General features: G+C 68.6%; 21 protein-coding genes, 2 tRNA genes and 1 pseudogene. 11 read left to right on the top strand and 13 right to left on the bottom strand.

The window, feature by feature from the left end; all coding sequences use genetic code 11:
- Nucleotides 1-92 precede the first annotated feature (92 nt).
- A complete protein-coding gene (locus DEO23_RS06765) occupies nt 93-974 on the bottom strand; it encodes an NAD(P)H-binding protein (protein WP_240613258.1) in 882 nt (293 codons plus the stop codon).
- Nucleotides 975-1,051: 77 nt separating this feature from the next.
- On the opposite strand from DEO23_RS06765, the gene DEO23_RS06760 reads away from it, so the two are divergent.
- Together DEO23_RS06760 and DEO23_RS06755 are read left to right on the top strand one after the other, a co-directional pair.
- The gene (locus tag DEO23_RS06760; RefSeq protein ID WP_109275624.1) at nt 1,052-1,675 is read left to right on the top strand and encodes a TetR/AcrR family transcriptional regulator; all 624 of its coding nucleotides are present in this window, start codon (nt 1,052-1,054) and stop codon (nt 1,673-1,675) included.
- A 65-nt stretch (nt 1,676-1,740) separates the two neighbouring features.
- On the top strand, nt 1,741-2,730 hold the full coding sequence (locus tag DEO23_RS06755; RefSeq protein WP_109275234.1) for an NAD-dependent epimerase/dehydratase family protein: 990 nt from the start codon (nt 1,741-1,743) through the stop codon (nt 2,728-2,730).
- On the opposite strand, the gene DEO23_RS06750 is transcribed toward DEO23_RS06755, so the two are convergent.
- From DEO23_RS06750 to DEO23_RS06740, 4 genes and pseudogenes are all read right to left on the bottom strand, one after another.
- Nucleotides 2,727-3,857 (bottom strand): hypothetical protein, encoded by a 1,131-nt coding sequence (locus tag DEO23_RS06750; RefSeq protein ID WP_240613257.1) that lies wholly within the window; start codon nt 3,855-3,857, stop codon nt 2,727-2,729. The genes DEO23_RS06755 and DEO23_RS06750 overlap by 4 nt on opposite strands.
- A gap of 86 nt (nt 3,858-3,943) precedes the next feature.
- A tRNA-OTHER gene (locus DEO23_RS16070) sits at nt 3,944-4,016 on the bottom strand.
- A 156-nt stretch (nt 4,017-4,172) separates the two neighbouring features.
- A pseudogene (locus DEO23_RS06745) lies at nt 4,173-4,603 on the bottom strand (arsenate reductase ArsC).
- Nucleotides 4,604-4,629: 26 nt separating this feature from the next.
- Nucleotides 4,630-4,995, bottom strand: a complete 366-nt coding sequence (locus DEO23_RS06740) for an ArsR/SmtB family transcription factor (RefSeq protein ID WP_109275232.1) — start codon at nt 4,993-4,995, stop codon at nt 4,630-4,632.
- A gap of 81 nt (nt 4,996-5,076) precedes the next feature.
- Here DEO23_RS06740 and arsB point away from each other — a divergent pair, with 81 nt between their 5' ends.
- The 3 genes from arsB to DEO23_RS06725 are packed head-to-tail and all read left to right on the top strand — an operon-like array spanning nt 5,077 to nt 7,966.
- Nucleotides 5,077-6,168 (top strand): ACR3 family arsenite efflux transporter, encoded by a 1,092-nt coding sequence (gene arsB, locus DEO23_RS06735; RefSeq protein WP_109275231.1) that lies wholly within the window; start codon nt 5,077-5,079, stop codon nt 6,166-6,168.
- Nucleotides 6,169-6,191: 23 nt separating this feature from the next.
- Nucleotides 6,192-6,620, top strand: coding sequence for an arsenate-mycothiol transferase ArsC (locus tag DEO23_RS06730; RefSeq protein ID WP_109275230.1), 429 nt, complete (start codon nt 6,192-6,194; stop codon nt 6,618-6,620).
- A gap of 26 nt (nt 6,621-6,646) precedes the next feature.
- Nucleotides 6,647-7,966, top strand: a complete 1,320-nt coding sequence (locus DEO23_RS06725) for an FAD-dependent oxidoreductase (protein WP_109275229.1) — start codon at nt 6,647-6,649, stop codon at nt 7,964-7,966.
- 336 nt (nt 7,967-8,302) lie between these two features.
- On the opposite strand, the gene DEO23_RS06720 is transcribed toward DEO23_RS06725, so the two are convergent.
- From DEO23_RS06720 to DEO23_RS06710, 3 genes are all read right to left on the bottom strand, one after another.
- Nucleotides 8,303-8,375 (bottom strand) — tRNA-Lys (locus tag DEO23_RS06720).
- A gap of 113 nt (nt 8,376-8,488) precedes the next feature.
- The gene (locus DEO23_RS06715; RefSeq protein ID WP_133249852.1) at nt 8,489-9,124 is read right to left on the bottom strand and encodes a hypothetical protein; all 636 of its coding nucleotides are present in this window, start codon (nt 9,122-9,124) and stop codon (nt 8,489-8,491) included.
- A gap of 115 nt (nt 9,125-9,239) precedes the next feature.
- Complete coding sequence (locus DEO23_RS06710; RefSeq protein ID WP_165831753.1) at nt 9,240-9,803, bottom strand: universal stress protein; 564 nt, start codon at nt 9,801-9,803, stop codon at nt 9,240-9,242.
- Between the two features lie 206 nt (nt 9,804-10,009).
- Between DEO23_RS06710 and DEO23_RS06705 the strand changes: the two genes are divergently transcribed.
- The 4 genes from DEO23_RS06705 to DEO23_RS16345 all read left to right on the top strand — a co-directional run bounded on the left by DEO23_RS06705 (nt 10,010) and on the right by DEO23_RS16345 (nt 13,497).
- Nucleotides 10,010-10,705 (top strand): IMPACT family protein, encoded by a 696-nt coding sequence (locus DEO23_RS06705; protein WP_338067818.1) that lies wholly within the window; start codon nt 10,010-10,012, stop codon nt 10,703-10,705.
- 188 nt (nt 10,706-10,893) lie between these two features.
- The gene (locus DEO23_RS06700; protein ID WP_109275225.1) at nt 10,894-12,225 is read left to right on the top strand and encodes an inorganic phosphate transporter; all 1,332 of its coding nucleotides are present in this window, start codon (nt 10,894-10,896) and stop codon (nt 12,223-12,225) included.
- A 1-nt stretch (nt 12,226) separates the two neighbouring features.
- Complete coding sequence (locus DEO23_RS06695) at nt 12,227-12,511, top strand: hypothetical protein (protein ID WP_109275224.1); 285 nt, start codon at nt 12,227-12,229, stop codon at nt 12,509-12,511.
- A 29-nt stretch (nt 12,512-12,540) separates the two neighbouring features.
- Nucleotides 12,541-13,497, top strand: coding sequence for a DUF3349 domain-containing protein (locus DEO23_RS16345; protein WP_165831752.1), 957 nt, complete (start codon nt 12,541-12,543; stop codon nt 13,495-13,497).
- 81 nt (nt 13,498-13,578) lie between these two features.
- On the opposite strand, the gene DEO23_RS06680 is transcribed toward DEO23_RS16345, so the two are convergent.
- The gene (locus DEO23_RS06680; protein ID WP_109275223.1) at nt 13,579-13,863 is read right to left on the bottom strand and encodes a GlsB/YeaQ/YmgE family stress response membrane protein; all 285 of its coding nucleotides are present in this window, start codon (nt 13,861-13,863) and stop codon (nt 13,579-13,581) included.
- A 270-nt stretch (nt 13,864-14,133) separates the two neighbouring features.
- Nucleotides 14,134-15,105, bottom strand: a complete 972-nt coding sequence (gene nrdF, locus DEO23_RS06675; protein ID WP_109275222.1) for a class 1b ribonucleoside-diphosphate reductase subunit beta — start codon at nt 15,103-15,105, stop codon at nt 14,134-14,136.
- Between the two features lie 264 nt (nt 15,106-15,369).
- On the opposite strand from nrdF, the gene DEO23_RS06670 reads away from it, so the two are divergent.
- Together DEO23_RS06670 and DEO23_RS06665 are read left to right on the top strand one after the other, a co-directional pair.
- Nucleotides 15,370-16,698 (top strand): sensor histidine kinase, encoded by a 1,329-nt coding sequence (locus tag DEO23_RS06670; protein ID WP_109275221.1) that lies wholly within the window; start codon nt 15,370-15,372, stop codon nt 16,696-16,698.
- The gene (locus tag DEO23_RS06665) at nt 16,686-17,327 is read left to right on the top strand and encodes a response regulator (RefSeq protein ID WP_109275220.1); all 642 of its coding nucleotides are present in this window, start codon (nt 16,686-16,688) and stop codon (nt 17,325-17,327) included. Before DEO23_RS06670 ends, DEO23_RS06665 begins: the two co-directional genes overlap by 13 nt.
- A 111-nt stretch (nt 17,328-17,438) precedes the next feature.
- On the opposite strand, the gene DEO23_RS06660 is transcribed toward DEO23_RS06665, so the two are convergent.
- From DEO23_RS06660 to nrdE, 3 genes are all read right to left on the bottom strand, one after another.
- Nucleotides 17,439-19,025: a solute symporter family protein gene (locus DEO23_RS06660; protein WP_109275219.1), complete on the bottom strand. Its 1,587-nt coding sequence runs from the start codon at nt 19,023-19,025 to the stop codon at nt 17,439-17,441.
- Nucleotides 19,022-19,513, bottom strand: a complete 492-nt coding sequence (locus tag DEO23_RS06655; protein WP_109275218.1) for a DUF485 domain-containing protein — start codon at nt 19,511-19,513, stop codon at nt 19,022-19,024. Before DEO23_RS06655 ends, DEO23_RS06660 begins: the two co-directional genes overlap by 4 nt.
- Nucleotides 19,514-19,711: 198 nt before the next feature.
- A complete protein-coding gene (gene nrdE / locus DEO23_RS06650; RefSeq protein ID WP_109275217.1) occupies nt 19,712-21,844 on the bottom strand; it encodes a class 1b ribonucleoside-diphosphate reductase subunit alpha in 2,133 nt (710 codons plus the stop codon).
- Between the last annotated feature and the right edge of the window lie 5 nt (nt 21,845-21,849).

Genomic DNA, 21,849 nt, shown 5'->3' with positions numbered 1-21,849 from the left:
CACGCCGAGGACCGTAGGAAGACGGTCCTGACGTGCACATCACCCGGTGGTCCCGTGCGACCCCATACCTGGGAGCCACGGCGAGGACGGCCTCAGAGAGCCCGGTACGCCGGGGCGAGCACCTCGCGGCACCAGGTCCGGAAGTCGGTCCGCGCGAGGCGGGCCGTCTTCCAGTCCTCCTCGTAGATCCCGCCGTCCTGGGCGGCGAACATCTGCGTGGTGTCGGTGATCGCCTGCTCGCTCGCCCCGCGCGAGCGGAGCATCGCGGCGAAGTCGTCCATCGGCATGCGCTGGTAGGCCACGGGGCGCCCCAGCTCCTCGCCGATGATCGCGGCCATCTGGTCCGGGGTGAGACGGTCCGGGCCGAACAGCGGGAGGTCCTCCTGGCCGCTCCACGAGGGGTCGGTGAGCAGCTCCGCCGCTGCGGAGGCGATGTCCCGCGTCGCGATCGAGGCGAGGAGCCGGTCCCCCGCGCAGGTCATGGCGAAGACCCCCTGATCCTTGATCACGCTGACCTGCCCCAGCAGGTTCTCCATGTAGAACGGGAGGGACAGGGCGCGGTAGTCGGCGCCGGAGGACCTCAGGACCTCGTCCATGGCGAAGGCGGCGGAGAGCACGCCCGCGGGATGCGGCCAGCCGTGACCGGCGCTCGTCACGCCGACCACGCGGGTGACGCCGTTGCGCGCGACGGCTGCGGCGCCGGCCCGGGCGAAGCCGAGGTAGTGGGCCTCCGCGCTCGGTGCGGTGGAGCCCGGCGGGATCAGCCAGAACAGTGCGTCCGCGCCTCCCAGGGCCGTATCGAGCACGGCGGGGTCATCGTGGGACCCCTCGACGACCTCGACCCGGGAGCGCACCTCGGATGCGAGGCGCGCGGGATCACGCACGATGACGCGCACCCCTTCGCCGCGCTCGAGCAGCTCCTGGACGACCTGGGATCCGATCTGACCTGTGGGTGTGGTGACGACGATCATCATGAACCTCCTAATATGAACCTGAATTCCGGTTCCGAATCTAGACCCGGACACCCCACCCGTCAACTAGCATGTCGGGCATGGCCACCGCCGACACCGCCCTGCGCGCCGACGCCCGTCGCAATCGCGACGCGGTGATCGATGCCGCCGGAGCGCTCTTCGCCGAGCGCGGCGACGACGTGCAGATGGGCGAGATCGCCCAGCGCGCGGGCCTCGGGGTGGGCACCCTCTATCGCCACTTCGCCGACAAGCAGTCGCTGCGCGCGGCGATCATCGGGCGCAGGTTCGAGGCGATGGCCGAACTCGCACGATCCTGCGCGCAGGTGGAGGACGCCGGGGACGCCTTCGAGTCCCTGCTGCTCGGGTACCTCTCGGAGGTCGAGAAGGACGTCGCGTTCCGCGTCGCCCTCCTCTCCCCCACACCCGCCCACTGGGACGACATCGAGAAGCAGAAGGAGTCGTTCTCCGCCGCGGTCTCGGAGGTCGTGGACCGCGCAGTCACCGAGGGTCACCTCCGGGCGGACTTCACGGCCGCGGACTTCATCCTCGTCACCCGCGGGACCATCGCGAACATGACGGAGGAGGGTGACTGGCGCCGCCATCTCACCCTCCAGCTCGAGGGCGCCCTGACCAAGGACGCCCCGACGAAGGGCGCTCCGACGAGGGGCGCTCCGGGTCAGTCCCCCCGCGACTCCGGGCGGTAGGCCCGCAGGAAGGCCCGCAGCCCGCGACCGGCCCTTGCATACACCGCAGCCCACCAGGAGGATCAATGCGCGTCGTCATCATCGGAGCCACCGGCCACATCGGCGGATACCTCGTTCCCCGCCTGGTCCACGCAGGCCACGACGTGGTCGCGGTCAGCCGTGGGCGACGCGCCCCGTACCGGGAGGACCTGGCCTGGAAGAGCATCGAGACGGTCACGCTCGACCGGGAGGCCGAGGACCGAGCAGGAACCTTCGGCACGCGCATCGCGGAGCTGGGAGCTGACGTCGTCATCGACCTGGTCTGCTTCACGCGCGATGCGGCGCAGCAGCTCGTCGAAGCCCTGCGCGACACCGGGGCGCTCCTGGTGCACTGCGGGTCCATCTGGGTGCACGGCGCCTCCGCGGCGGTGCCCACCCGTGAGAACGAGGCCCGTGAGGCATTCGGGCAGTACGGGGTCGGAAAGTCCGAGATCGAGGCGTACCTGCGGGACGAGTACGAGCAGAGCGGATTCCGTTCGATCGAGCTGCATCCCGGGCACATCAGCGGACCCGGCTGGGCCGTCATCAATCCCGCAGGGAACCTCGACCTCACGGTGTGGGAGGCGCTCGCGGCCGGCGCCACGGTCACGCTCCCCCACCTTGGACTGGAGACGGTCCATCACGTGCACGCCGATGACGTCGCCCAGGCCTTCGAGCGCGCGATCGATGCGCCCGCCGCTGCGCTGGGCCGCAGCTTCCACGTGGTCTCGGAGCGCGCGGTGACCCTGCGCGGGTACGCCCAGGAGGTCGCCTCGTGGTTCGGCCGGGAGGCCGTGCTCGCCTTCGCGTCTTTCGAGGAGTTCCGTACCGTCGTCGGCCAGGGGAACGCCGACGTCACCTCCGACCATGTCTCCCGCAGCCCGTCGATGAGCATCGAGCTCGCGCGCGAGGTGCTCGGATATGACCCGCAGCACACGTCGTTCGAGGCCGTGCACGAGGCACTGGGCTGGCTGGACGCCCACGGCGAAGTCGATCTGGGGACGGGTCTCGTGCGAGACACCCCCGCAGGCACCTAGGCCTTCTCGGAACTCTCCGTGCTGACCTCTTCGCCGCCCGAGGACTCGTCATCGTCCTGCTCGGAGTATTGGCGCTGGCGTTCGCGCTGGCCGTGGGTGAGCGTGCGCAGGTTGGTCGACACGTCGAAGCTCGATCCCAGGGAACCGGCCACCACGCCCATCGCGGCACTGAGCCACGCGATGTCGAGATAGTTCCCGAAGGTCGGCTGCTGTTGGATGATCGAGGCCATGTAATCCGGCGCGATGACGATCAACCCGCCGACGAGGATGAGGACGACCAACGCCAGATACAGCCCGAGCACGCACACGACCAGGGTCATCACCGTGGAAAGGTTGTAGAGCAGCACCACCCGTGCGAGGTTCGCGCGCTTCGGTGAGTCCCACAGCGCGTTGCTGATGATCAGCCACAGCACCATCGCGACCATCGCGAGCACGCCGACGCCGACCAGCCGCAGCGACGAGAGGTATGTCGACATCGCCCAGATCGAGCTGTAGAAGATGCCGAAGGCGCCGGTGGCCGAGGCTGCGGCGAGCGCACTGGACAGCCGCGGCGCGGTCCTGCTCGGTTCGTTGCCCGCGACCATGCCCAGCACGGTCCGGAGCCCGCCGGTGACGGGCTTCGAGTGGAGCATCTCGTGGTCACCGGCATCGGTCGCGTCCGTCCACGTCGACCACCCTTTCCCGAACCGCGCCGCGTCGCGGGCCTCGCCCGTCGGCCTCATCCGCAGGGCGCAGTCCATCAGGGTGTGGAGGATCCGTCGCCGGCTGGCGAAGGCCCCGAGAGTCGGGCACGAGATGACCGCGACCTGCTCGTCGGGGAAGATCTCCGCGATCAGCGGCTTCCCCTCGGTCAGACGAGGGATCTCCGTCAGCAGCAGGATGACGTCGGTGCGCTCGTAGTCCTCGGCGAGCTGGACCGCGTCGCGCAGGTCCAGGGAGTTGTCCGGACGCAGGCGGAGCGTCGCGGTATGGGTGCGCAGCTCGATCGGTGGGTTGAAGGCCTCGTCGAGGAGATGCTCGAGATCGTCCTTCACCGAGTGAGCTCGCGCGGTGGGCACGCCGGGATCCGCCACGAGGAGCACGTTCAGCCCACCCGCTGAGCAGTCTTCCTTAGCCTGTTCGTTCACAGGTCAACCCTAGAGGCCGCGGGCGGCACGAGTCGATACCGCGACGAGTAAAACGACCGACGCGCGCATCGCATGCTCGATGACGGTGGGCCCGGAGGGGATCGAACCCTCGACCCGCGGATTATAAGTCCGCCAGAGCATCGGCCGCAGAGCGTATACAAGCAGGTCAGAGGGCTCGTACTGCTACCCGAAGCGCGACGGACACCATCGCGTTGCTGTCAGCGTTGCTGTCAAGAGGTGTTCGAGACGAGTCGGCATCTGTTCCTTGGGGATGGTGTCTCCAGAAGCCCTAGTCACACGTGCGCTCGGCTTTCCTCAACCTTGGACTCGAATGTCGAGTGGCTCGCGGGACAGCAAGCTGCCGATGAGCTCCTCGATGCGGGTACGGATCTCGTCGCGCACCGGGCGGACTTCCGCGACGCCCTTGCCGGCTGGGTCCTCGAGTTTCCAGTCCTCGTACCGCTTGCCCGCGCAGTAGGGGCAGGCGTCGCCGCATCCCATGGTGATGACCACATCGGAGGCCTGGACGGATTCGAGAGTGAGGATCGTCGGCTTCTGGTGGGAGATCTCGATGCCGACCTCCGCCATGACTCCACCGCTGCGGGATTGATCGAGTCGGCGGGCGCAGACCCGGCGGAGCGGACCTCGATGCGGTTCCCGGCGAGCTCCCTCAGCCACCCGGCTGCCATCTGGGATCGACCGGCGTTGTGGACACAGACGAACAAGACGCTGGGGCGAGCGGTCATGGGAGCCTCCCGACCGGGGGTGAGGTTCAGGCGATGTCGAGGAACGCGCGGAGTTCGGCAAAGGCTGACGGGACGACGGAGTAGTGGGCCCAGCGGCCCTTCTGCTCGCGCGTGAGCAGGCCGGCGTCGACGAGCTTCTTCATATGGTGGCTGACGGTGGGTTGACTGATGCCGAGCGGCTCGGTGAGATCGCACGCGCAGACCGACTCACAGCCCTGGGCGGCGACGTGGAAGAGGAGCCGGAGGCGTGTGGGGTCGGACAGCGCCTTGAACAGGGAGGCGATCCTCTCGGCGTCGACGGTGTCGACCGGACCTGCGGACAGCGTGCAGCACTCCTCAGAGCCGGTCCTCGCCGCGAGTCCGGTGGCTGTGGCGTCGGTCGTCGTGGTCATGCCCCCACCTTACATTGACAGTCGTCGATGTGGAACATAGCGTACTCATCGATAACCGTCGATGGAAGGTGCCGAGGTCTGATGAGTACGACCACCAAGGACGTGGAGCAACCGCGCGTGATGAAGGAGATGTCCTTCCTCGATCGCTGGCTCCCGGTATGGATCCTGGCCGCCATGGCCGTGGGACTCCTGCTGGGGCGGTTCGTCCCCGGCCTGAACACCGCGCTGGAGGCGGTGAAGATCGGGTCTGTGTCCCTCCCCATCGCGATCGGGCTGTTGGTGATGATGTACCCGGTCCTGGCGAAGGTCCGCTACGACGAGACCCGGAGAATCGGAGCTGACCGACGCCTGCTGGTGACCTCGCTGGTGCTGAACTGGCTCGTCGGACCGGCCCTCATGTTCGGCCTCGCGTGGATCTTCCTTGCCGACCTGCCGGAGTACCGGACCGGCTTGATCATCGTCGGTCTCGCGCGCTGCATCGCGATGGTGCTCATCTGGAACGACCTCGCCTGCGGTGACCGCGAAGCTGCCGCCGTGCTGGTCGCGATCAACTCCGTCTTCCAGGTGATCGCCTTCGGTGCCCTGGGCTGGTTATACCTCCAGGCGCTGCCGTCGTGGCTGGGACTGCCGACCACGTCGGCCGAGTTCTCGATCGGCGCGATCGTCCTCAGCGTGCTGATCTTCCTCGGGATCCCTCTGGTCGCCGGGTTCCTGACCCGCGTCCTCGGGGAGCGGGCGAAGGGCCGGACCTGGTACGAGGAGCGGTTCCTCCCGAAGGTCGGCCCGTGGGCGCTGTACGGGCTGCTGTTCACCATCGTGCTGCTGTTCGCCCTCCAGGGCGACGCGATCCTCTCCGCCCCAGGCGACGTGGCCCGCATCGCCCTGCCCCTGCTGGTCTACTTCGTGGTCATGTTCCTGGGGTCCTTCCTGCTCGGCCGCGCGATCGGCCTCGACTACGCGAAGTCCACGACCGTCGCGTTCACCGCCTCAGGCAACAACTTCGAGCTCGCCATCGCCGTCGCCATCGGCACCTTCGGCGTCACCTCCGGCCAAGCCCTCGCCGGCGTCGTCGGCCCCCTGATCGAGGTCCCGGTCCTCGTCGCCCTCGTCTACGTCGCTCTCGCGATGGGCCGCCGGCTCTTCCCAGGCGACCCAACCGTTCCCACCCGATGAACCAGCAGAGAGTTCGAGTCACCATGACCGCGAAACGCCCCGCAGTCCTGTTCGTGTGCGTGAAGAACGGCGGCAAGTCCCAGATGGCGGCCGCCCTCATGCGCCACCACGCCGGAGATGCCGTCGAGGTGCACTCCGCCGGCACCCGCCCCGGCACCGCCATCAATGCCCAGTCCGCTGAGGCGATCGCCGAGGTCGGCGCGGACATGTCCTCCGCCGTCCCGCAGCCGGTGACCCCCGAGCTGCTGCGCAGCGTCGACCACGTGATCGTCATCGGCGGCGAAGCCGTCATCGAACCCGTCGAGGGGATGACCGCGCCGGTCACCACCTGGCACACCGATGAGCCCTCCCATCGGGGCATCGAAGGGATGGAGCGTATGCGCCTGGTGCGGGACGACATCGACGCCCACGTCCGCGCACTCATGAACGACCTCACCCCTACCGCGAACTGACCGCACCCGCAGCAAGGAGACCCATCATGCTGACAACCGCAACGAGCTCGCATCCCGTCGTCGTCATCGGCGCTGGCCCCATCGGCCTGTCGGCCGCCGCCCACCTCTCCGAGCGTGGCCTGCCGTTCCTCGTCCTCGAGGCCGGGACCGCAGCAGGAGCAGCGATCGCCGACTGGGGGCACACACGCCTCTTCTCCCCGTGGCAGTACAACCTCGATGCCGCCGCGCGGCGTCTCCTCGAGGCCGACGGCTGGACCGCTCCCGACGTGGACGCCCTGCCAACCGGTCACGAATTGCGCGAGCAGTACCTTGAACCCCTCGCCCAGCTTTCGCAGCTCGCCGAGTCGATCCGCTACGACGCACGCGTCACCGCCGTCTCCCGAGCCGGCATGGACAGGACGCGTACCGCACGCCGGGAGGAGACCCCCTTCCTCATCCGGACCGAGACCGCTGACGGACACAGCGAAGACGTCCTAGCCTCCGCCGTCATCGATGCCTCTGGCACCTGGTCCACCCCTAACCCGCTGGGCCAGGCCGGTCTCCTCGCCCCCGGTGAACGACAGGCCGTCGCTGCGGGCCGCATCACCCCGCCACTGCCGGATGTGCTGGGTCGTGATCGCGATCGTGTCGCCGGCAAGCGCGTGATGGTCACCGGCGCTGGCCACTCGGCCGCGAACACCCTGCTGGACCTCGCAGAACTGGGTTCGACCACCGTGATCACCTGGGCCGTCCGCACCGCGGACCTCACTCGCGTCTACGGCCGCGGTGAACAGGACGAGCTCTCGGCCCGAGGAGCGCTCGGCTCCCAGTTGCGCGAGCTGGTCGACTCCGGACGCATCAAGGTCCTCACCTCCTTCACCATCACCCGCTTCTCCGGCGAGGACGCGCTTACCGTTCACGCGGTGACCCCGGACGGAGAGCGCGAGGTCACTGTGGACGTGCTGGTGCCTGCGACCGGGTTCCGTCCTGAACTGAGGATGCTCTCCGAGCTCAGGCTGAACCTGGACCCGGCGGTCGAGGCCCCCGCCCAACTGGGACCGCTCATCGACCCCGAGTTCCACTCCTGCGGCTCTGTCGAGCCTCACGGGGAAAGAGTCCTCGCCCACCCCGAGAAGAACTTCTACATCGTCGGCATGAAGAGCTACGGACGCGCCCCCACGTTCCTCATGGCGACCGGCTATGAGCAGGTCCGCTCCATCGCAGCGTCTCTCGCCGGCGACCGCGACGCAGCAGACGCGGTCCACCTCGAACTGCCCGAGACCGGCGTGTGCACCACCGACCTCGGCGGCAGCTGCGATGCGCCCACGAAGGCCACCGACGTCTGCGGAGCGTCCGCACCCAGCTAGGAATCGTGCTGCACCGGACCACAACCCAGCGCGATTGCTTGCGGTCTGCAAAAACCCAACAGGTAACCAGATTCCGAGCGCGCGCCCAAACTTCGCCGTAGAGCAACTGACCGATGCCCCACAGAGAAAATTCGATCCCGAAGATTGCCGTGCGGTGGAATCAGCCCCGACCCCGGACTGCCGTTCCCGCAAGACTCTCATCGCGGGTATCGCTCTCGTCCCGCGAACGCGGCCGGCAGGCGTGCTCCCCCGTCAAGCGAGCCGGAATCGCTACCACGTTGCTGTCAAACCACTCCGCAGGACACGATGGTGTCGCCGAAAATGAGCTCTGACCAGTGGGCCCGGAGGGGATCGAACCCTCGACCCGCGGATTAAAAGTCCGATGCTCTGCCAACTGAGCTACAGGCCCCGACCCGCGAAGCGGGCCCGACCATCCTACCGGCCGGCGACGCTCATCCCGGACGCCCCCAGCGCGATCATGTCGGGCGGGAGGAACTCGCCTCGAGCACGCACTATCCGCCCTCAGACGCCAGGCGCCGCAGCCTTCTTCATGCGGTTCCGCCCGACGATCAGCAGGACGACACCGGTGACCACGAGCAGGAATCCGACGACACCGACGAACACGCTGGCCACGATGCCGCCGACCCCTCCCAGGATGCCGCCGACCGACAACGGCGGCGCGACCATGACCTCCTGGTCACCGTCACAGGTGATCGAGTACTCCTGGGTGGTCTTGGCGGTGAAGGAGCCGAAGGACTCCCACTGCTGGCCGTCCGCCGGGGTCGAGCTGCTCGCCGAGATCGTCCCGGTCTCCGGCTCGGTGCCGTCGGCTCCGACGATGATGCACGAGGGCGTGCTCTCGCCCTGGACCTTGTAGGCCTGCATGTCCTTGCCGGCTTCCAGCTGGAGGGTCGTGGTGCCCGTGAACGTGGTGCTCTCGTCGGCGACCTTCTTGGCGACGCCGACCACCCCGATGATCGAGACCACCAGGACCACGACACCGATCACGAACCCGATGATGCCGAGGATCAGCAGGATGAGCCCGGCCTTCTTCATGCCGGTGCCGGGCGGCTTCGCGCCAGGGTTCGTCGCGGGCGTGGTGCCGCCCATCCCCTGCGGGCCGCTGGAGGGGTTCACGGGCTGGGCTGGACTGCTCACGGCTACGTCTCCTGGTCCAGGAAGGGGCGCCGAGAACTCGGCGCACGCGACTCACGCTAGCGCACGCGGTCAGCGGCATCAGCCGGTCGGACGGCATCAGCCGGTCCCCGTGGCCTCACCCTTCGCTGTCGTCCATCCACGGCAGGTCGTCGTCGTGGCCGACCACGCACAGCGGCACCACGACCACGGGCCGCACCTGCCGATGGGACAGCTGGGTCGCGACCGAACCGTTGATGAACTCGCGCATCGAGTCGCGCAGGCCCGGCTTGCGGGTGCCGAGGACGAACATGAGCGCGTCGACGTCCTCGGCCACCTCGTGGAGCTCGACGGTCGGGGTGCCGCGGCGCGCGACAGCCTTCCATTCCACGGGCGTCCCCCCCACGCCCTCGGTCACCACGTCGCGCAGGTCATCGGGGAACACGGGGTCGTCGATCTCCGCGGCGAGTCCGGCGGCGTACAGCGACCCCTGCGGCGTCTCACCGAGCGCGAGCATCGTCGACTCCACGTACACGCAGGTGAGCGTCGCGTGGAAGGCCTTCGCGTACTGCGCAGCGACGGAGATGACCGCCCGGGATCTCTCGTCGACCACGCCGACGACGATCTGACGGGGGCCTCTGTCCCGGTGCGCGTCACCGCTGGGCCTCGGCGCGTCACCGGTCTGGTCAGGATGGGCATTCACGGCGGACCACTTCCTTCCATCACCTGCGCCACGTCGCAGGGCCTGACGGTCGTCCCGGCATCCTCGCCGGTGACCCCATTGTGCTCCCCGTCGGCCTTCGGTGGGTGATCTGTCGGCCCCGCGACGCAACCGTTACCGCGTGGCGCGTCCTCGACGGCGCCGTCGAGGACCCGCAGCGCCCGCCACCGACTTCCTAGACTTCCCTGATGACCATGGAGAGGAACCCCGAGATGCCGCACCGATCGCGAGCACTCACCCTCGCCGGTCCCGCAGAGGGCGAGATCATCGAGCGCAAGTCCCGGTTCCTCGCCCTCCTGCATCCCGTGCGCTCGATCGAGGACGCGGACGCTCTCGTGCGCGAGGCCCGGTCAGCACATCCCGACGCGCGTCACCACTGCACGGCGCTCGTCATCAGCGAGGCGACCACGGGCGCCGGCCCCGTGCAGCGCTCGAGCGACGACGGCGAACCCTCGGGCACGGCCGGGATGCCGATGCTGCAGGCGCTACTGCACGCCGACCTCACCGACACCCTCGCGGTCGTGGTGCGCTGGTTCGGCGGGGTGAAGCTGGGCGCGGGCGGTCTCGTGCGTGCCTACACCGCTGCGATCGAGGACGCCCTGGACGGTGCGGCGCTGTGCGAGCGCGTCGAACGCTGCGAGATGGCCCTCGACGTCCCCTTCACCGACGTCGGCCTGGCGGAGAACGCCGTGCGCCAGTGGGCGGACCGCCAGGGCGGCGTCGTCGGCGAGACCACGTACACGCCGCAGGGCGCCCGCCTGACGCTGCAGATCGCCCCGGAGCTCGCGCACGATCTCTCCCAGGACGTGGCCGCCTGGTCCCAGGGCCGCCTCACTCCCCACGAGATGGGCCGGCGCATCATCGACGTGCCGCTGAGCCGCTGAGGCCGTGTCCGCCCCCGAGGTGAACACGAGACGATGCGGGAACCGGGCGAATCACCCAGGCCCACACCCTCCGGCTCTGTGACATCACGTACAGCCAGGCACGAATGCCCAGGAGACAGGTGAACGGCAGGTGAACACCCCGCAGGTCCAGCTGGCCCTGCGGCTACCCCCCGACGCACACTGGCCACATGACAGGTGACATCGTCATCCTTGTGCTGCTGATCATCACGGCAGTGGCCTTCGACTTCACGAACGGCTTCCACGACACCGGCAATGCGATGGCGACGTCCATCGCCACCGGGGCGCTCAAGCCCAAGACCGCGGTGACGCTGTCGGCGATCCTGAACGTGATCGGAGGGTTCCTCTCGGTCGAGGTGGCGGTCACCGTCACCACATCGGTCCTGAAGATCCAGGACACCGACACCGGGGCGCTGATCACGGGCCTCGACGCGGAGACGGCGATGTTTATCATCTTCGCCGGGCTCGTCGGCGGCATCCTGTGGAACCTCGCCACCTGGTTGTTCGGCATCCCCTCCAGCTCCTCCCACGCCCTGTTCGGGGGCCTCATCGGCGCGGGCCTCGCAGCCTTGGGCACCGTGGGGATCAACTGGGAGGGCCTGATGATCAAGGTCCTCATCCCGGCGATCCTCTCCCCCTTCATCGCCGGCGCGATCGCGGCGACCGCCGCCTGGCTCGTGTTCAAGGTGACCTCGAACGTGCGCGAGGAGCGCCGCGAGAAGGGCTTCCGCTACGGCCAGATCGCGACCGCCTCCCTGGTCTCGCTCGCCCACGGCACGGGCGATGCGCAGAAGACCATGGGCGTGATCGCACTAGGCCTGATCGCCCACGGCACCCTGACCGATCAGGAGATCATCGACAACGGCCTGCCGCCGTGGATCATCATCGTGTGCGCCGGCGCCATCGCGCTCGGCACCTACATGGGCGGCTGGCGCGTGATCCGCACGCTCGGCAAGGGCCTCGTGGAGCTCGACTCCCCGCAGGGCATGGCCGCCGAGGCCTCCTCCGCCGCGATCATCCTGACCTCGAGCCACCTCGGCATGGCGCTGTCCACCACCCACGTCGCGACCGGCTCGATCGTCGGCTCCGGTGTGGGCCGCCCGGGAGCCCAGGTGCGCTGGAGCGTCGCCGGTCGCATGGCCGTCGGCTGGCTGATGACCATCCCCGCGGCCGCCGTGGTCGGCGCCCTGACCTACTTCATCGGCCATCTCGTGGGCGGCGTCGGCGGAGCGTTCGTGGTGTTCGCGATCCTGCTGGCCGTCGGCGGGTACATCTACTACCGCTCGCAGCTGCAGAAGGTCGACGCGGGCAACGTCAACGACGAGTGGGACGAGGGCGCCGAGGCGGTCTCCCTCCCCGGCGACGGCGCCGTCGGGCCCGACGCACGCACGGGTGTCATCGGCGCGATCACCGACGCCCCCGAGCGACCTGATCCGCTACGGTCCGACGACGAGAGCACCCCACGACCCACCGTCCCCACCCCGAGCAGGAAGGACTCCTGACATGTCCGACGAGATCGTCGAGATCATCACCGGCACACTTCGTGTGCTCGGCGTGGGCCTCCTGCTGGGCGCCGGGCTGCCGCTGCTGTACTCCGTCGGCATCCGGCTGCTGGACCGCGGCGAGGGCGGCACGGAGCGCGACGGCACCGTCCTCGCGCCGCATCCTGTGGCACGCGTCGCCGCCTGGCTCATCTTCGCCGTGGTCGCGCTCGCGGTGGTCTATGGTCTTCTGTTCATCACCAAGGGCAGCCTCGACCACTATCTGGGCATCCAGCTGCCCATCTGAGGGCAGCTGACCACGAGGAGTCGATGACGATGAGCAACCCTCTGAGCAGGATGCTGGACTGGCTGCGTGTCGGGTACCCCGACGGCGTGCCACCCAAGGACTTCTATCCGCTGCTGGCCCTTCTCACGCACAACCTGAGCGAGGAGGAGCTGGAGCGGATCATCAGTGACCTCCAGCGCGAGAACCCCGAGCGAGACGTCACCCAGGAGGACGTGCGCGGCGCCATCAGTCGTGTGACGGACGCCCCGGTGACCGAGGACCACACGCGCGAGGTCGCCGAGCGGCTGGCCGAGGCGGGATGGCCCGTGGACGAGGAGTCCGCCGAGGTCGCCCGCGCGGTCGCCGCCGACGGCGGACTCGAGGGACCCCTCACCCGGGTCCGTCGGCCCACGAGCGACGGCACCGACGGCGAGAGCGGAGCCTCCGAGACCCAGGCGTCTGCTGCCGGCGACCCGAGCACCGTGGAGCCCTCGGAGCCGGCGCAGCCGTCGACCGCGTCCGAGTCGCCCACGGCCGCACCCTCGGCCGCTACCCCGACCTCGCCCACAGAGGACGGCACGCAGCCCGTGCCGCAGGCACCGTCCGACACCGGGCGCACGTACGTGCGGAACACGCGGCAGACGCACGCGGGGACCGGCGTCACGGGCTCCGAGCCAGCGGACGCCCCACACTCGTTCGACGAAGGCGGAGCACCCTCCAACGCCGTCCAGCGCATCCTCGACTGGCTCTCGGCCGGCTACCCCGCCGGCATCCCCGCGACCGACAGGCTGCCGCTGCTGGCGCTCCTGCGCCGCCAGCTGACCGACGAGGAGGCCTCGGAGATCGCCTCGCACCTGGTGGACGAGGCCGGCCACCGGATCGTCGATCCCACCGACGCGGGCGTCGCGATCACCCGGTACACCAACGACCTGCCCACCGAGCAGGAGATGCGCCGCGTGGCGGAGCACCTCGCCGAGAAGGGCTGGCCCCTCGGGGATCGCCGCTGAGAGTCGCCCGCCCCGTCACAGACACGAGCGCCCGGTGCCGATCGGCACCGGGCGCTCGTCCGTGCGCTGCTGACCGTGAGGTCAGCGACGGTTCTTCGTCACGAGACCGTAGATCACCATGACCACGATCGCCCCGACCACCGACAGCAGGATGGTGCCGATGCTCCAGGGGTTGCTCATGATGCCGCTGATGCCGTTGCCACCGAACAGGCTGCCGATGAAGCCGCCCACGATGGCGCCGACGACGCCGAGGATGATGGTCATCCCGATGCCCATCGCCTGCTTGCCGGGCAGGATCGCCCGCGCGATGAGGCCGATGATGGCGCCGATGATGATCCAGGAGATGATGAGACCGATGAGGCCCATGGGGAACACCCCTTTCGTTCGGTCCACCGGCTGTGGACGCTGTACAGCCACACTCTCACATGTTGATCACGCCAGCGCGGAGGACGGCCTGGGCACCGGGGAGGAACCGAGCGAAAGCAGGACAGACCGAACGGTCGGATCATGCTGCTGCGGCACCTGGCGTCCGAGCACCCAGCCCCTGAACGCCCACCCCTCGACTGCCCGTCCCCCGGACGCACGAACGCGCCCTGCCCCACGACCGAGACAGGGCGCGCCGTCGTGCCGGAGGACTCAGAAGTCCCAGTCGTCGTCCTCGGTCTCGACGGCCTTGCCCATGACGTAGCTCGAGCCGGAGCCCGAGAAGAAGTCGTGGTTCTCGTCGGCGTTCGGCGAGAGCGACGCGAGGATCGCGGGGTTGACCTCGGTCTGGTCCGCCGGGAACAGCGGGTCGTAGCCGAGGTTCATGAGCGCCTTGTTGGCGTTGTAGCGCAGGAACATCTTGACGTCCTCGGTCCAGCCGACCGGGTCGTACAGATCCTCCGTGTACTGCTCCTCGTTGTCGTACAGGTCCATGAGCAGCGAGAACGTGTAGTCCTTGAGCTCGTCCCGACGCTGCGTGGAGGCCTTCTCCATGGCCTTCTGGAACTTGTAGCCGATGTAGTAGCCGTGCACGGCCTCGTCACGGATGATCAGACGGATCACGTCGGCCGTGTTGGTCAGCTCGCCATGGCTGGACCAGTACATCGGCAGGTAGAAGCCCGAGTAGAAGAGGAAGGACTCGAGCAGGGTGGAGGCGACCTTGCGCTTCTCCGGATCATCGCCCTGGTAGTAGCCCATGACGATGCGCGCCTTCTTCTGCAGCGCCTCGTTGTGCTCGCTCCAGCGGAAGGCCTCGTCGATCTGCTTGGTGTGCGAGAGCGTCGAGAAGATCTGCGAGTACGACTTCGCGTGCACGGACTCCATGAACGCGATGTTGGTGTACACGGCCTCCTCGTGCGGGGTCACCGCATCGGGGATCAGCGAGACCGCGCCCACCGTGCCCTGCACCGTGTCCAGCAGCGTCAGACCCGTGAACACGCGCATGGTGAGGGTCTGCTCGCCCTCGGTCAGTCGCCCCCAGGACTGGATGTCGTTGCTCAGCGGGACCTTCTCGGGGAGCCAGAAGTTCCCGGTCAGACGGTCCCAGACCTCGAGGTCCTTGGGGTCGGGGATACGGTTCCAGTTGATGGCCTGGACCGACGTCTTCAGGTGATCGGAGTTCACCGCTGCCTCACGTTCGCTCAGGGGTCGGATCGATCCCCCAGTCTAGGTCTCCGCGCCCCCTCTCCGGGAGGACGCGCAGGACTGCGAGCGCGTCTGTGGTGGAGTCGACCACGGGAGTCGGCGCCGGTGCCGGCCACCGCCCTCCCGAGGCCTCGCCCGGTCCCTCGCGCTCATCGCTCTGACCCTGTCCGTCGGGCCAGCCCGACACGACAACCACCGGGTGACAGGATGGGCCCAGCGCCTCCCGCCGACGAGACTCGAGACATGACGACGACCTCTCCCCCAGCCGACCGTGCACCCGCGGATGCACCGGTGCGGGCCCCCGGATTCCTCGCCCGCTGGGCGGGGACGATCCTGCGCGCCCTGGTCTACTCGATCCCGGCGTTCGTGCTGGGGCTCCTCGGATTCGTCGTCACCCTGGTGCTGCTCGCGGTGGGGACGGGCACCGCGGTGATCTGGATCGGACTCCCCCTCCTGGTCGCGGGCGTGTCGGTCGCACGCGGCTTCGCGGAGGCCGAGCGTGGCCTGCAGAGAGTGCTGCTGGGCCGTGCCCTCCCGCGTCCCGAGCGACGCCGTGCCGGGCCCGATGCGGGACGGTTCCGCCGCCTGCTCGTGCCCCTGACCGACCCGCAGTCGTGGCTGGACTGCCTGTGGACGCTCGTGCACTTCGTGCTGGCCGTGGTCACCTTCCCGATCATGCTGGCCTCAGTCATCGGCAGCGTGGCCACCGTCGCGGGGCCCCTCGCCTCGATCATCGTGCGTCTGGCCCAGCCCGACGCCGACATCACCGGTCTCGGCGAGCTGCTCGGCCTGGAGGACGCCTCCGCGATCGGCCTGGACCTCGGGCTGCAGGTCCTCGCCGGGCTGATCTTCCTGCTGACGGTCCACCCGGTCTCCCGGGCGGTCATCGGGGTGCACCACGCGGTGGATCACGCCCTGCTCAGCTCGCGGTTCGACGAGCAGCAGCAGCTGGCCCGCACCGAGGAGTCCCGCGCGGCCGGACGCGTCGCCGAGTCGGAGTCGCTGCGTCGGCTCGAGAGGGACCTGCACGACGGGCCGCAGCAGGGCATCGTGCGCGCCACGATGGACCTGGCCCGCGCCGAGCGCATGGCCGACGGGGACCCCGAGCGCGCCCAGCAGATCCTCCGTGAGACCCGCACCCTGCTGGGCTCCACTCTCGAGGACCTGCGCCGGCTCTCCCGAGGGATCGCCCCGCCGATCCTGGTCGACCGCGGTCTCGCGGCGGCCCTGGCCGAGCGCGCGGCCCTGTGCCCGGTGCCGACCTCGGTGGACTGTCCCGATCTCGACCTGCCCGAGCACGTGCAGATCGGCATCTACTACGTGGTCTCCGAGGCCCTCGCGAACGCTGCCAAGCACTCGCAGGCCCGCACCGTGCAGGTGCGGGTGACCCGGGAAGCCGGCAGCGCCCGCGCCGTGATCGCGGACGACGGACGCGGCGGGGCGAACATCGCCGCGGGGCACGGCCTCGCCGGACTGGCCGGACGCGTCGCCTCCCTGGAAGGATCACTGCATGTGGACTCCCCCGCCGGCGACGGCACCCGGATCGAGGCGGTGATCCCGTGCGCGTCGTGATCGCCGATGACTCCGCGCTGCTGCGCGAGGGGCTGCGTCTGCTGCTGGAGGACGCCGGACACGAGGTCGTCGCGGCCGCCGCGGACGGCACCGAGCTCGTCGCCCGGGCCCTCGAGCACCGTCCCGATCTGGTGATCGCCGACATCCGGATGCCCCCGAGCCACAGCGACGAGGGCCTGCGGGCCGCCCAGGAGATCCGCGGCGCCTGGCCCGCGGCACCGATCATGCTGCTCAGCCAGTACGTCGTGGTCGCCTACGCCTCCGAGCTGATCGGCTCCGGCACCCCGGCGACCGGGTACCTGCTCAAAGACCGTGTCAGCGACATCGGCCGGTTCCTCGAGTCGATCGAGCGAGTCGCCGGCGGCGGCGTGGTCATGGACCCCGACGTCATCGCGCAGGTCCTCGCCTCCCAGCGCCGCTCCCCTCTGGACGAGCTCACGCCCCGCGAGCGCGAGGTGCTCGAACTGATGGGCGAGGGCCTCACGAACGCCGGGATCGCCGAGCATCTCGTGGTCACCGAGGGCGCCGTGGAGAAGCACACCCAGCGCCTGTTCGCGAAACTCGGCCTGAGCCCCGACGCGAGCGTCCACCGCCGCGTGATGGCGGTGCTGACGCTGCTGGGTGGGTAGTCGGGCCGACGCCCACGCGCACGCCGACGCAGGACGACGTCCGTGCACCTCGTCCATCGACGAGGTGCACGGACGTCGCTCACGTCCGCTGTCGCGGGATCGTGCCTGGCCTCAGTGGTCGGAGGCACCCTCGGCGCCGGCGCCGGTGAAGGCGCGCACCTCCATCTCCGCCGCCTTCGCTTCGTGGTCGGGCTCGGACTTGGTGACGAAGGTGCCGACGATGCCCAGTAGGAAGCCGAGCGGGATCGAGACGATGCCGGGGTTCGACAGCGGGAACAGGTCGAAGTCCGCGCCGGGGAACATGGCCTTCTCGTTGCCGGAGACCGCCGGGGAGAGCACGATCAGGATCAGGCAGGCCGCGAGCCCGCCGATCATCGAGAACAGTGCCCCGCCGGTGTTGAACCGCTTCCAGAACAGCGAGAACAGGATCGTCGGCAGGTTGGCGCTCGCGGCGACCGCGAACGCGAGGGCGACCAGGAAGGCCACGTTCTGCCCCAGGGCGACGACTCCGCCGACGATGGCGAGGATGCCGATCGCCACCACCGTCCAGCGGGCGATCTTCACCTCGTCGTCCGCCGGGACCTCGCCCTTGCGGATCACCGAGGCGTAGATGTCGTGCGCGAAGCTGGTCGCCGCGGTGATCGCGAGGCCGGCGACGACCGCGAGGATCGTGGCGAAGGCGATCGCGGAGACCACGGCCATCAGCACCGGGCCGCCGATGGCGAGCGCGAGCAGCGGTGCCGCCGCGTTCTCGCCGCCCGGCGTGGACGGATCGGCGAGCACCTCGGGGCCGACGAGCGCCGCGGCGCCGTAGCCGAGGATCAGGGTGAGCACGTAGAAGATGCCGATGATCCAGATCGCCCAGACCACCGAGCGCCGCGCCTCCTTGCCGCTGGGCACCGTGTAGAAGCGCATGAGCACGTGCGGGAGACCCGCGGTGCCCAGCACGAGCGCGAGGCCCAGGGAGAGGAAGTCGACCGGATTGGGGTACTTCAGGCCGGGCGCGAGGATCGCTTCTCCATCGGGCGACATGGCGATCGCCTCGTCCAGCACGGCCGAGAAGTTGAAGCCGTAGCGCCCCAGCACCAGGATCGCGAGGATCCCGACGCCGACCACGAGCAGCACGGCCTTGATGATCTGCACCCAGGTGGTGCCCTTCATGCCGCCGACGATCACGTAGACGATCATCAGCAGGCCCACGACCACGACCGTCAGCGCCGTGGGCAGCTTGCCCTCGAGGCCGAGCAGCAGCGCGACCAGGCCTCCGGCGCCCGCCATCTGCGCGATCAGGTAGAAGAAGCAGACCGCGAGGGTGGTGAGCGAGGCGGCCAGCCGCACCGGGCGCTGGTTCAAGCGGAAGGAGAGCACGTCGGCCATCGTGAACTTGCCGGTGTTGCGCAGCAGCTCGGCGACCAGCAGCAGGGCGACCAACCAGGCGACCAGGAAACCGATCGAGTAGAGGAAGCCGTCGTACCCGGCCATCGCGATGGCGCCGCAGATGCCCAGGAAGCTCGCGGCGCTGAGGTAGTCCCCGGAGATCGCGATGCCGTTCTGGGGGCCGGAGAACGAGCGGTTGCCCGCGTAGAACTCGGCCGCGCTGGCCTTCTGACGGGAGACGCGGAAGACGATGAACAGCGTGACCGCGACGAACAGCGCGAACACGATCATGTTGATGACGGGATTGATCTCGTGGCTCATCGCTGGTCACCCTCCTCCGGGACGTCGGCGCGATGCCGGCCGGGAGCGTGCCCGGGGTCGGCGAGTCCGTCCGAGCGCTCCGGGGCTGCGGAGTCGCGGTCGGCGGCGCCCTGGCCCGCACCCGGGGTCGCGGAGTCCTCGAGGATCTCCCCGGACTCCATCTCGGCGCGGATCGCCTCGGCGTGGGGGTCGTAGCGCTTGTCGGCCCAGGAGCGGTAGAACATCGTGATCGCGAAGGTGGTGATCACCTGGCCGAACCCAAAGAGGAGGCCGACGTTGACGTTGCCGAACACCTTGATCGCGAAGAACTCGTGGGTCCATCCGGCGAGGATCACGTACAGCAGGTACCAGGCCAGGAACAGGACCGTCAGCGGGACGATGAACGAGAGGAACGAGCGCCGCAGGCGCTGGAAGTCCTCGGACTGCTGGACGGCGATGCTGCGTTCCGCGACGCTGAGCGGGTCTGGGGATCTCGAGAGGTCTGACATGCCGGGCTCCTTCGCTCGGACGTGCACAGGGGTCCCCGCGGGAAGAACCGCGAGGACCCCAATGTATCGTGAGTCACACCGTCGCCGTCGGAGATGTCCCGAGTGTCGCGGCGCCTGGCAGAGCACCCGCAGGACGACGAACGGCCCGCCCGGTTTCCCGGAGCGGGCCGTTCGAACGCCGGTCGTGGGCTCAGAGCGTCACAGCATGCAGCTGACGCAGCCCTCGACCTCGGTGCCCTCGATGGCCATCTGCCGCAGGCGGATGTAGTAGAGGGTCTTGATGCCCTTGCGCCATGCGTAGATCTGGGCCTTGTTGACGTCGCGCGTGGTGGCGGTGTCGGGGAAGAAGAGCGTGAGGCTCAGACCCTGGTCCACGTGCTTGGTGGCCTCGGCGTAGGTGTCCACGATCTTCTCGTAGCCGATCTCGTACGCGTCCTGGTAGTACTCCAGGTTGTCGTTCGTCATGAACGGCGCCGGGTAGTAGACGCGGCCGATCTTGCCTTCCTTGCGGATCTCGATCTTGGAGACGATCGGGTGGATCGAGCTCGTCGAGTGGTTGATGTAGGAGATCGACCCGGTCGGCGGGACGGCCTGCAGGTAGGCGTTGTACATGCCGTGCTTCTGGACGTCCGAGCGCAGCTGCTTCCAGTCCTCCTGGGAGGGCAGGTGCACGTTCGAGTTCGCGAACAGCTCGCGGACCTTCGCGGTGCGCGGCTCCCAGACCTCGTCGGTGTACTTGTCGAAGTACTCGCCGGTCCCGTACTTCGAGTTCTCGAAGTCGTAGAAGGTCTCGCCGAGCTCCTTGGCGATCCCCATCGAGGCCTTGATGGCCTGGTAGGTGACCGCGTAGAAGTACATGTTCGTGAAGTCCAGGCCCTCGTCGGAGCCGTAGAAGATGCCCTCGCGCGCCAGGTAGCCGTGGAGGTTCATCTGTCCCAGGCCGATCGCGTGGGACTTGCGGTTGCCCTCGGCGATGGTGGGGACGGACTCGATGTCGGAGGTGTCCGAGACGGCGGTCAGCGCGCGGATCGCGGTGCTGATCGTGCTCTCGAAGTCCGGGGAGTCCATCGCCTTGGCGATGTTCAGCGACCCCAGGTTGCAGGAGATGTCGCGACCCATCTCGTCGTACGTGAGGTCGTTGTTCATGTGCGACGGGGTCGCGACCTGCAGGATCTCCGAGCACAGGTTCGAGTGGGTGACCTTGCCGGCGATCGGGTTGGCCCGGTTCACCGTGTCCTCGAACATGATGTACGGGTAGCCGGACTCGAACTGGATCTCGGCGAGGGTCTGGAAGAAGTCGCGGGCCTTGATCTTCTTCTTCGCGATCCGCGGGTTGTCGACCATGTCGCGGTAGTTCTCGGAGACCGAGATGTCCGCGTACGGCTTGCCGTACTCGCGCTCCACGTCGTACGGCGAGAACAGGTACATCGGCTCGTTGTTCCGGGCGAGCTCGAAGGTGATGTCCGGGATCACGACGCCCAGCGAGAGGGTCTTGATGCGGATCTTCTCGTCCGCGTTCTCGCGCTTGGTGTCCAGGAACCGCAGGATGTCGGGGTGGTGGGCGTGCAGGTAGACCGCACCCGCGCCCTGACGCGCGCCGAGCTGGTTGGCGTAGGAGAAGGAGTCCTCGAGGAGCTTCATCACGGGGATGACGCCGCTGGACTGGTTCTCGATGTGCTTGATCGGCGCGCCGTACTCACGCAGGTTGCTCAGCAGCAGCGCGACGCCGCCGCCGCGCTTGGACAGCTGCAGGGCGGAGTTGATGCCGCGACCGATGGACTCCATGTTGTCTTCCATGCGCAGCAGGAAGCACGAGACCAGCTCGCCGCGCTGGGCCTTGCCGGCGTTCAGGAACGTCGGGGTCGCGGGCTGGAAGCGACCGTCCAGGACCTCGTCGACGATCCGACGGGCCAGCTCCTCGTCACCGCGGGCGAGGGTGAGGGCCACCATCACGACACGGTCCTCGAAGCGCTCGAGGTACCGCTTCCCGTCGAAGGTCTTGAGCGTGTACGAGGTGTAGTACTTGAACGCGCCCAGGAACGTCGGGAAGCGGAACTTCTTGGCGAAGGCCTGCTCCGACAGCTGCTCGACGAAGTCGAAGGAGTACTGCTCGAACACCTCGGGCTCGTAGTACTCGTTCTCCACGAGGTAGTCGATCTTCTCGCGAAGCGAGTGGAAGAAGACCGTATTGGGGTTCACGTGCTGCAGGAAGTACTCACGGGCGGCGAGACGATCCTTGTCGAACTGGATCTTCCCGTCGGGCCCGTAGAGGTTCAGCATCGCGTTCAGCGCGTGAAAGTCCAGGGACTTGTGATGCTCCACCGAAGGCATCTCGG

This window comes from Brachybacterium endophyticum, assembly GCF_003130585.1.
In the GTDB taxonomy this organism is placed as follows: Bacteria; Actinomycetota; Actinomycetes; order Actinomycetales; family Dermabacteraceae; genus Brachybacterium; species Brachybacterium endophyticum.
The sequence above is the reverse complement of the archived record's forward strand: the minus strand, read 5'-3'. Positions and strand labels throughout refer to the sequence as shown.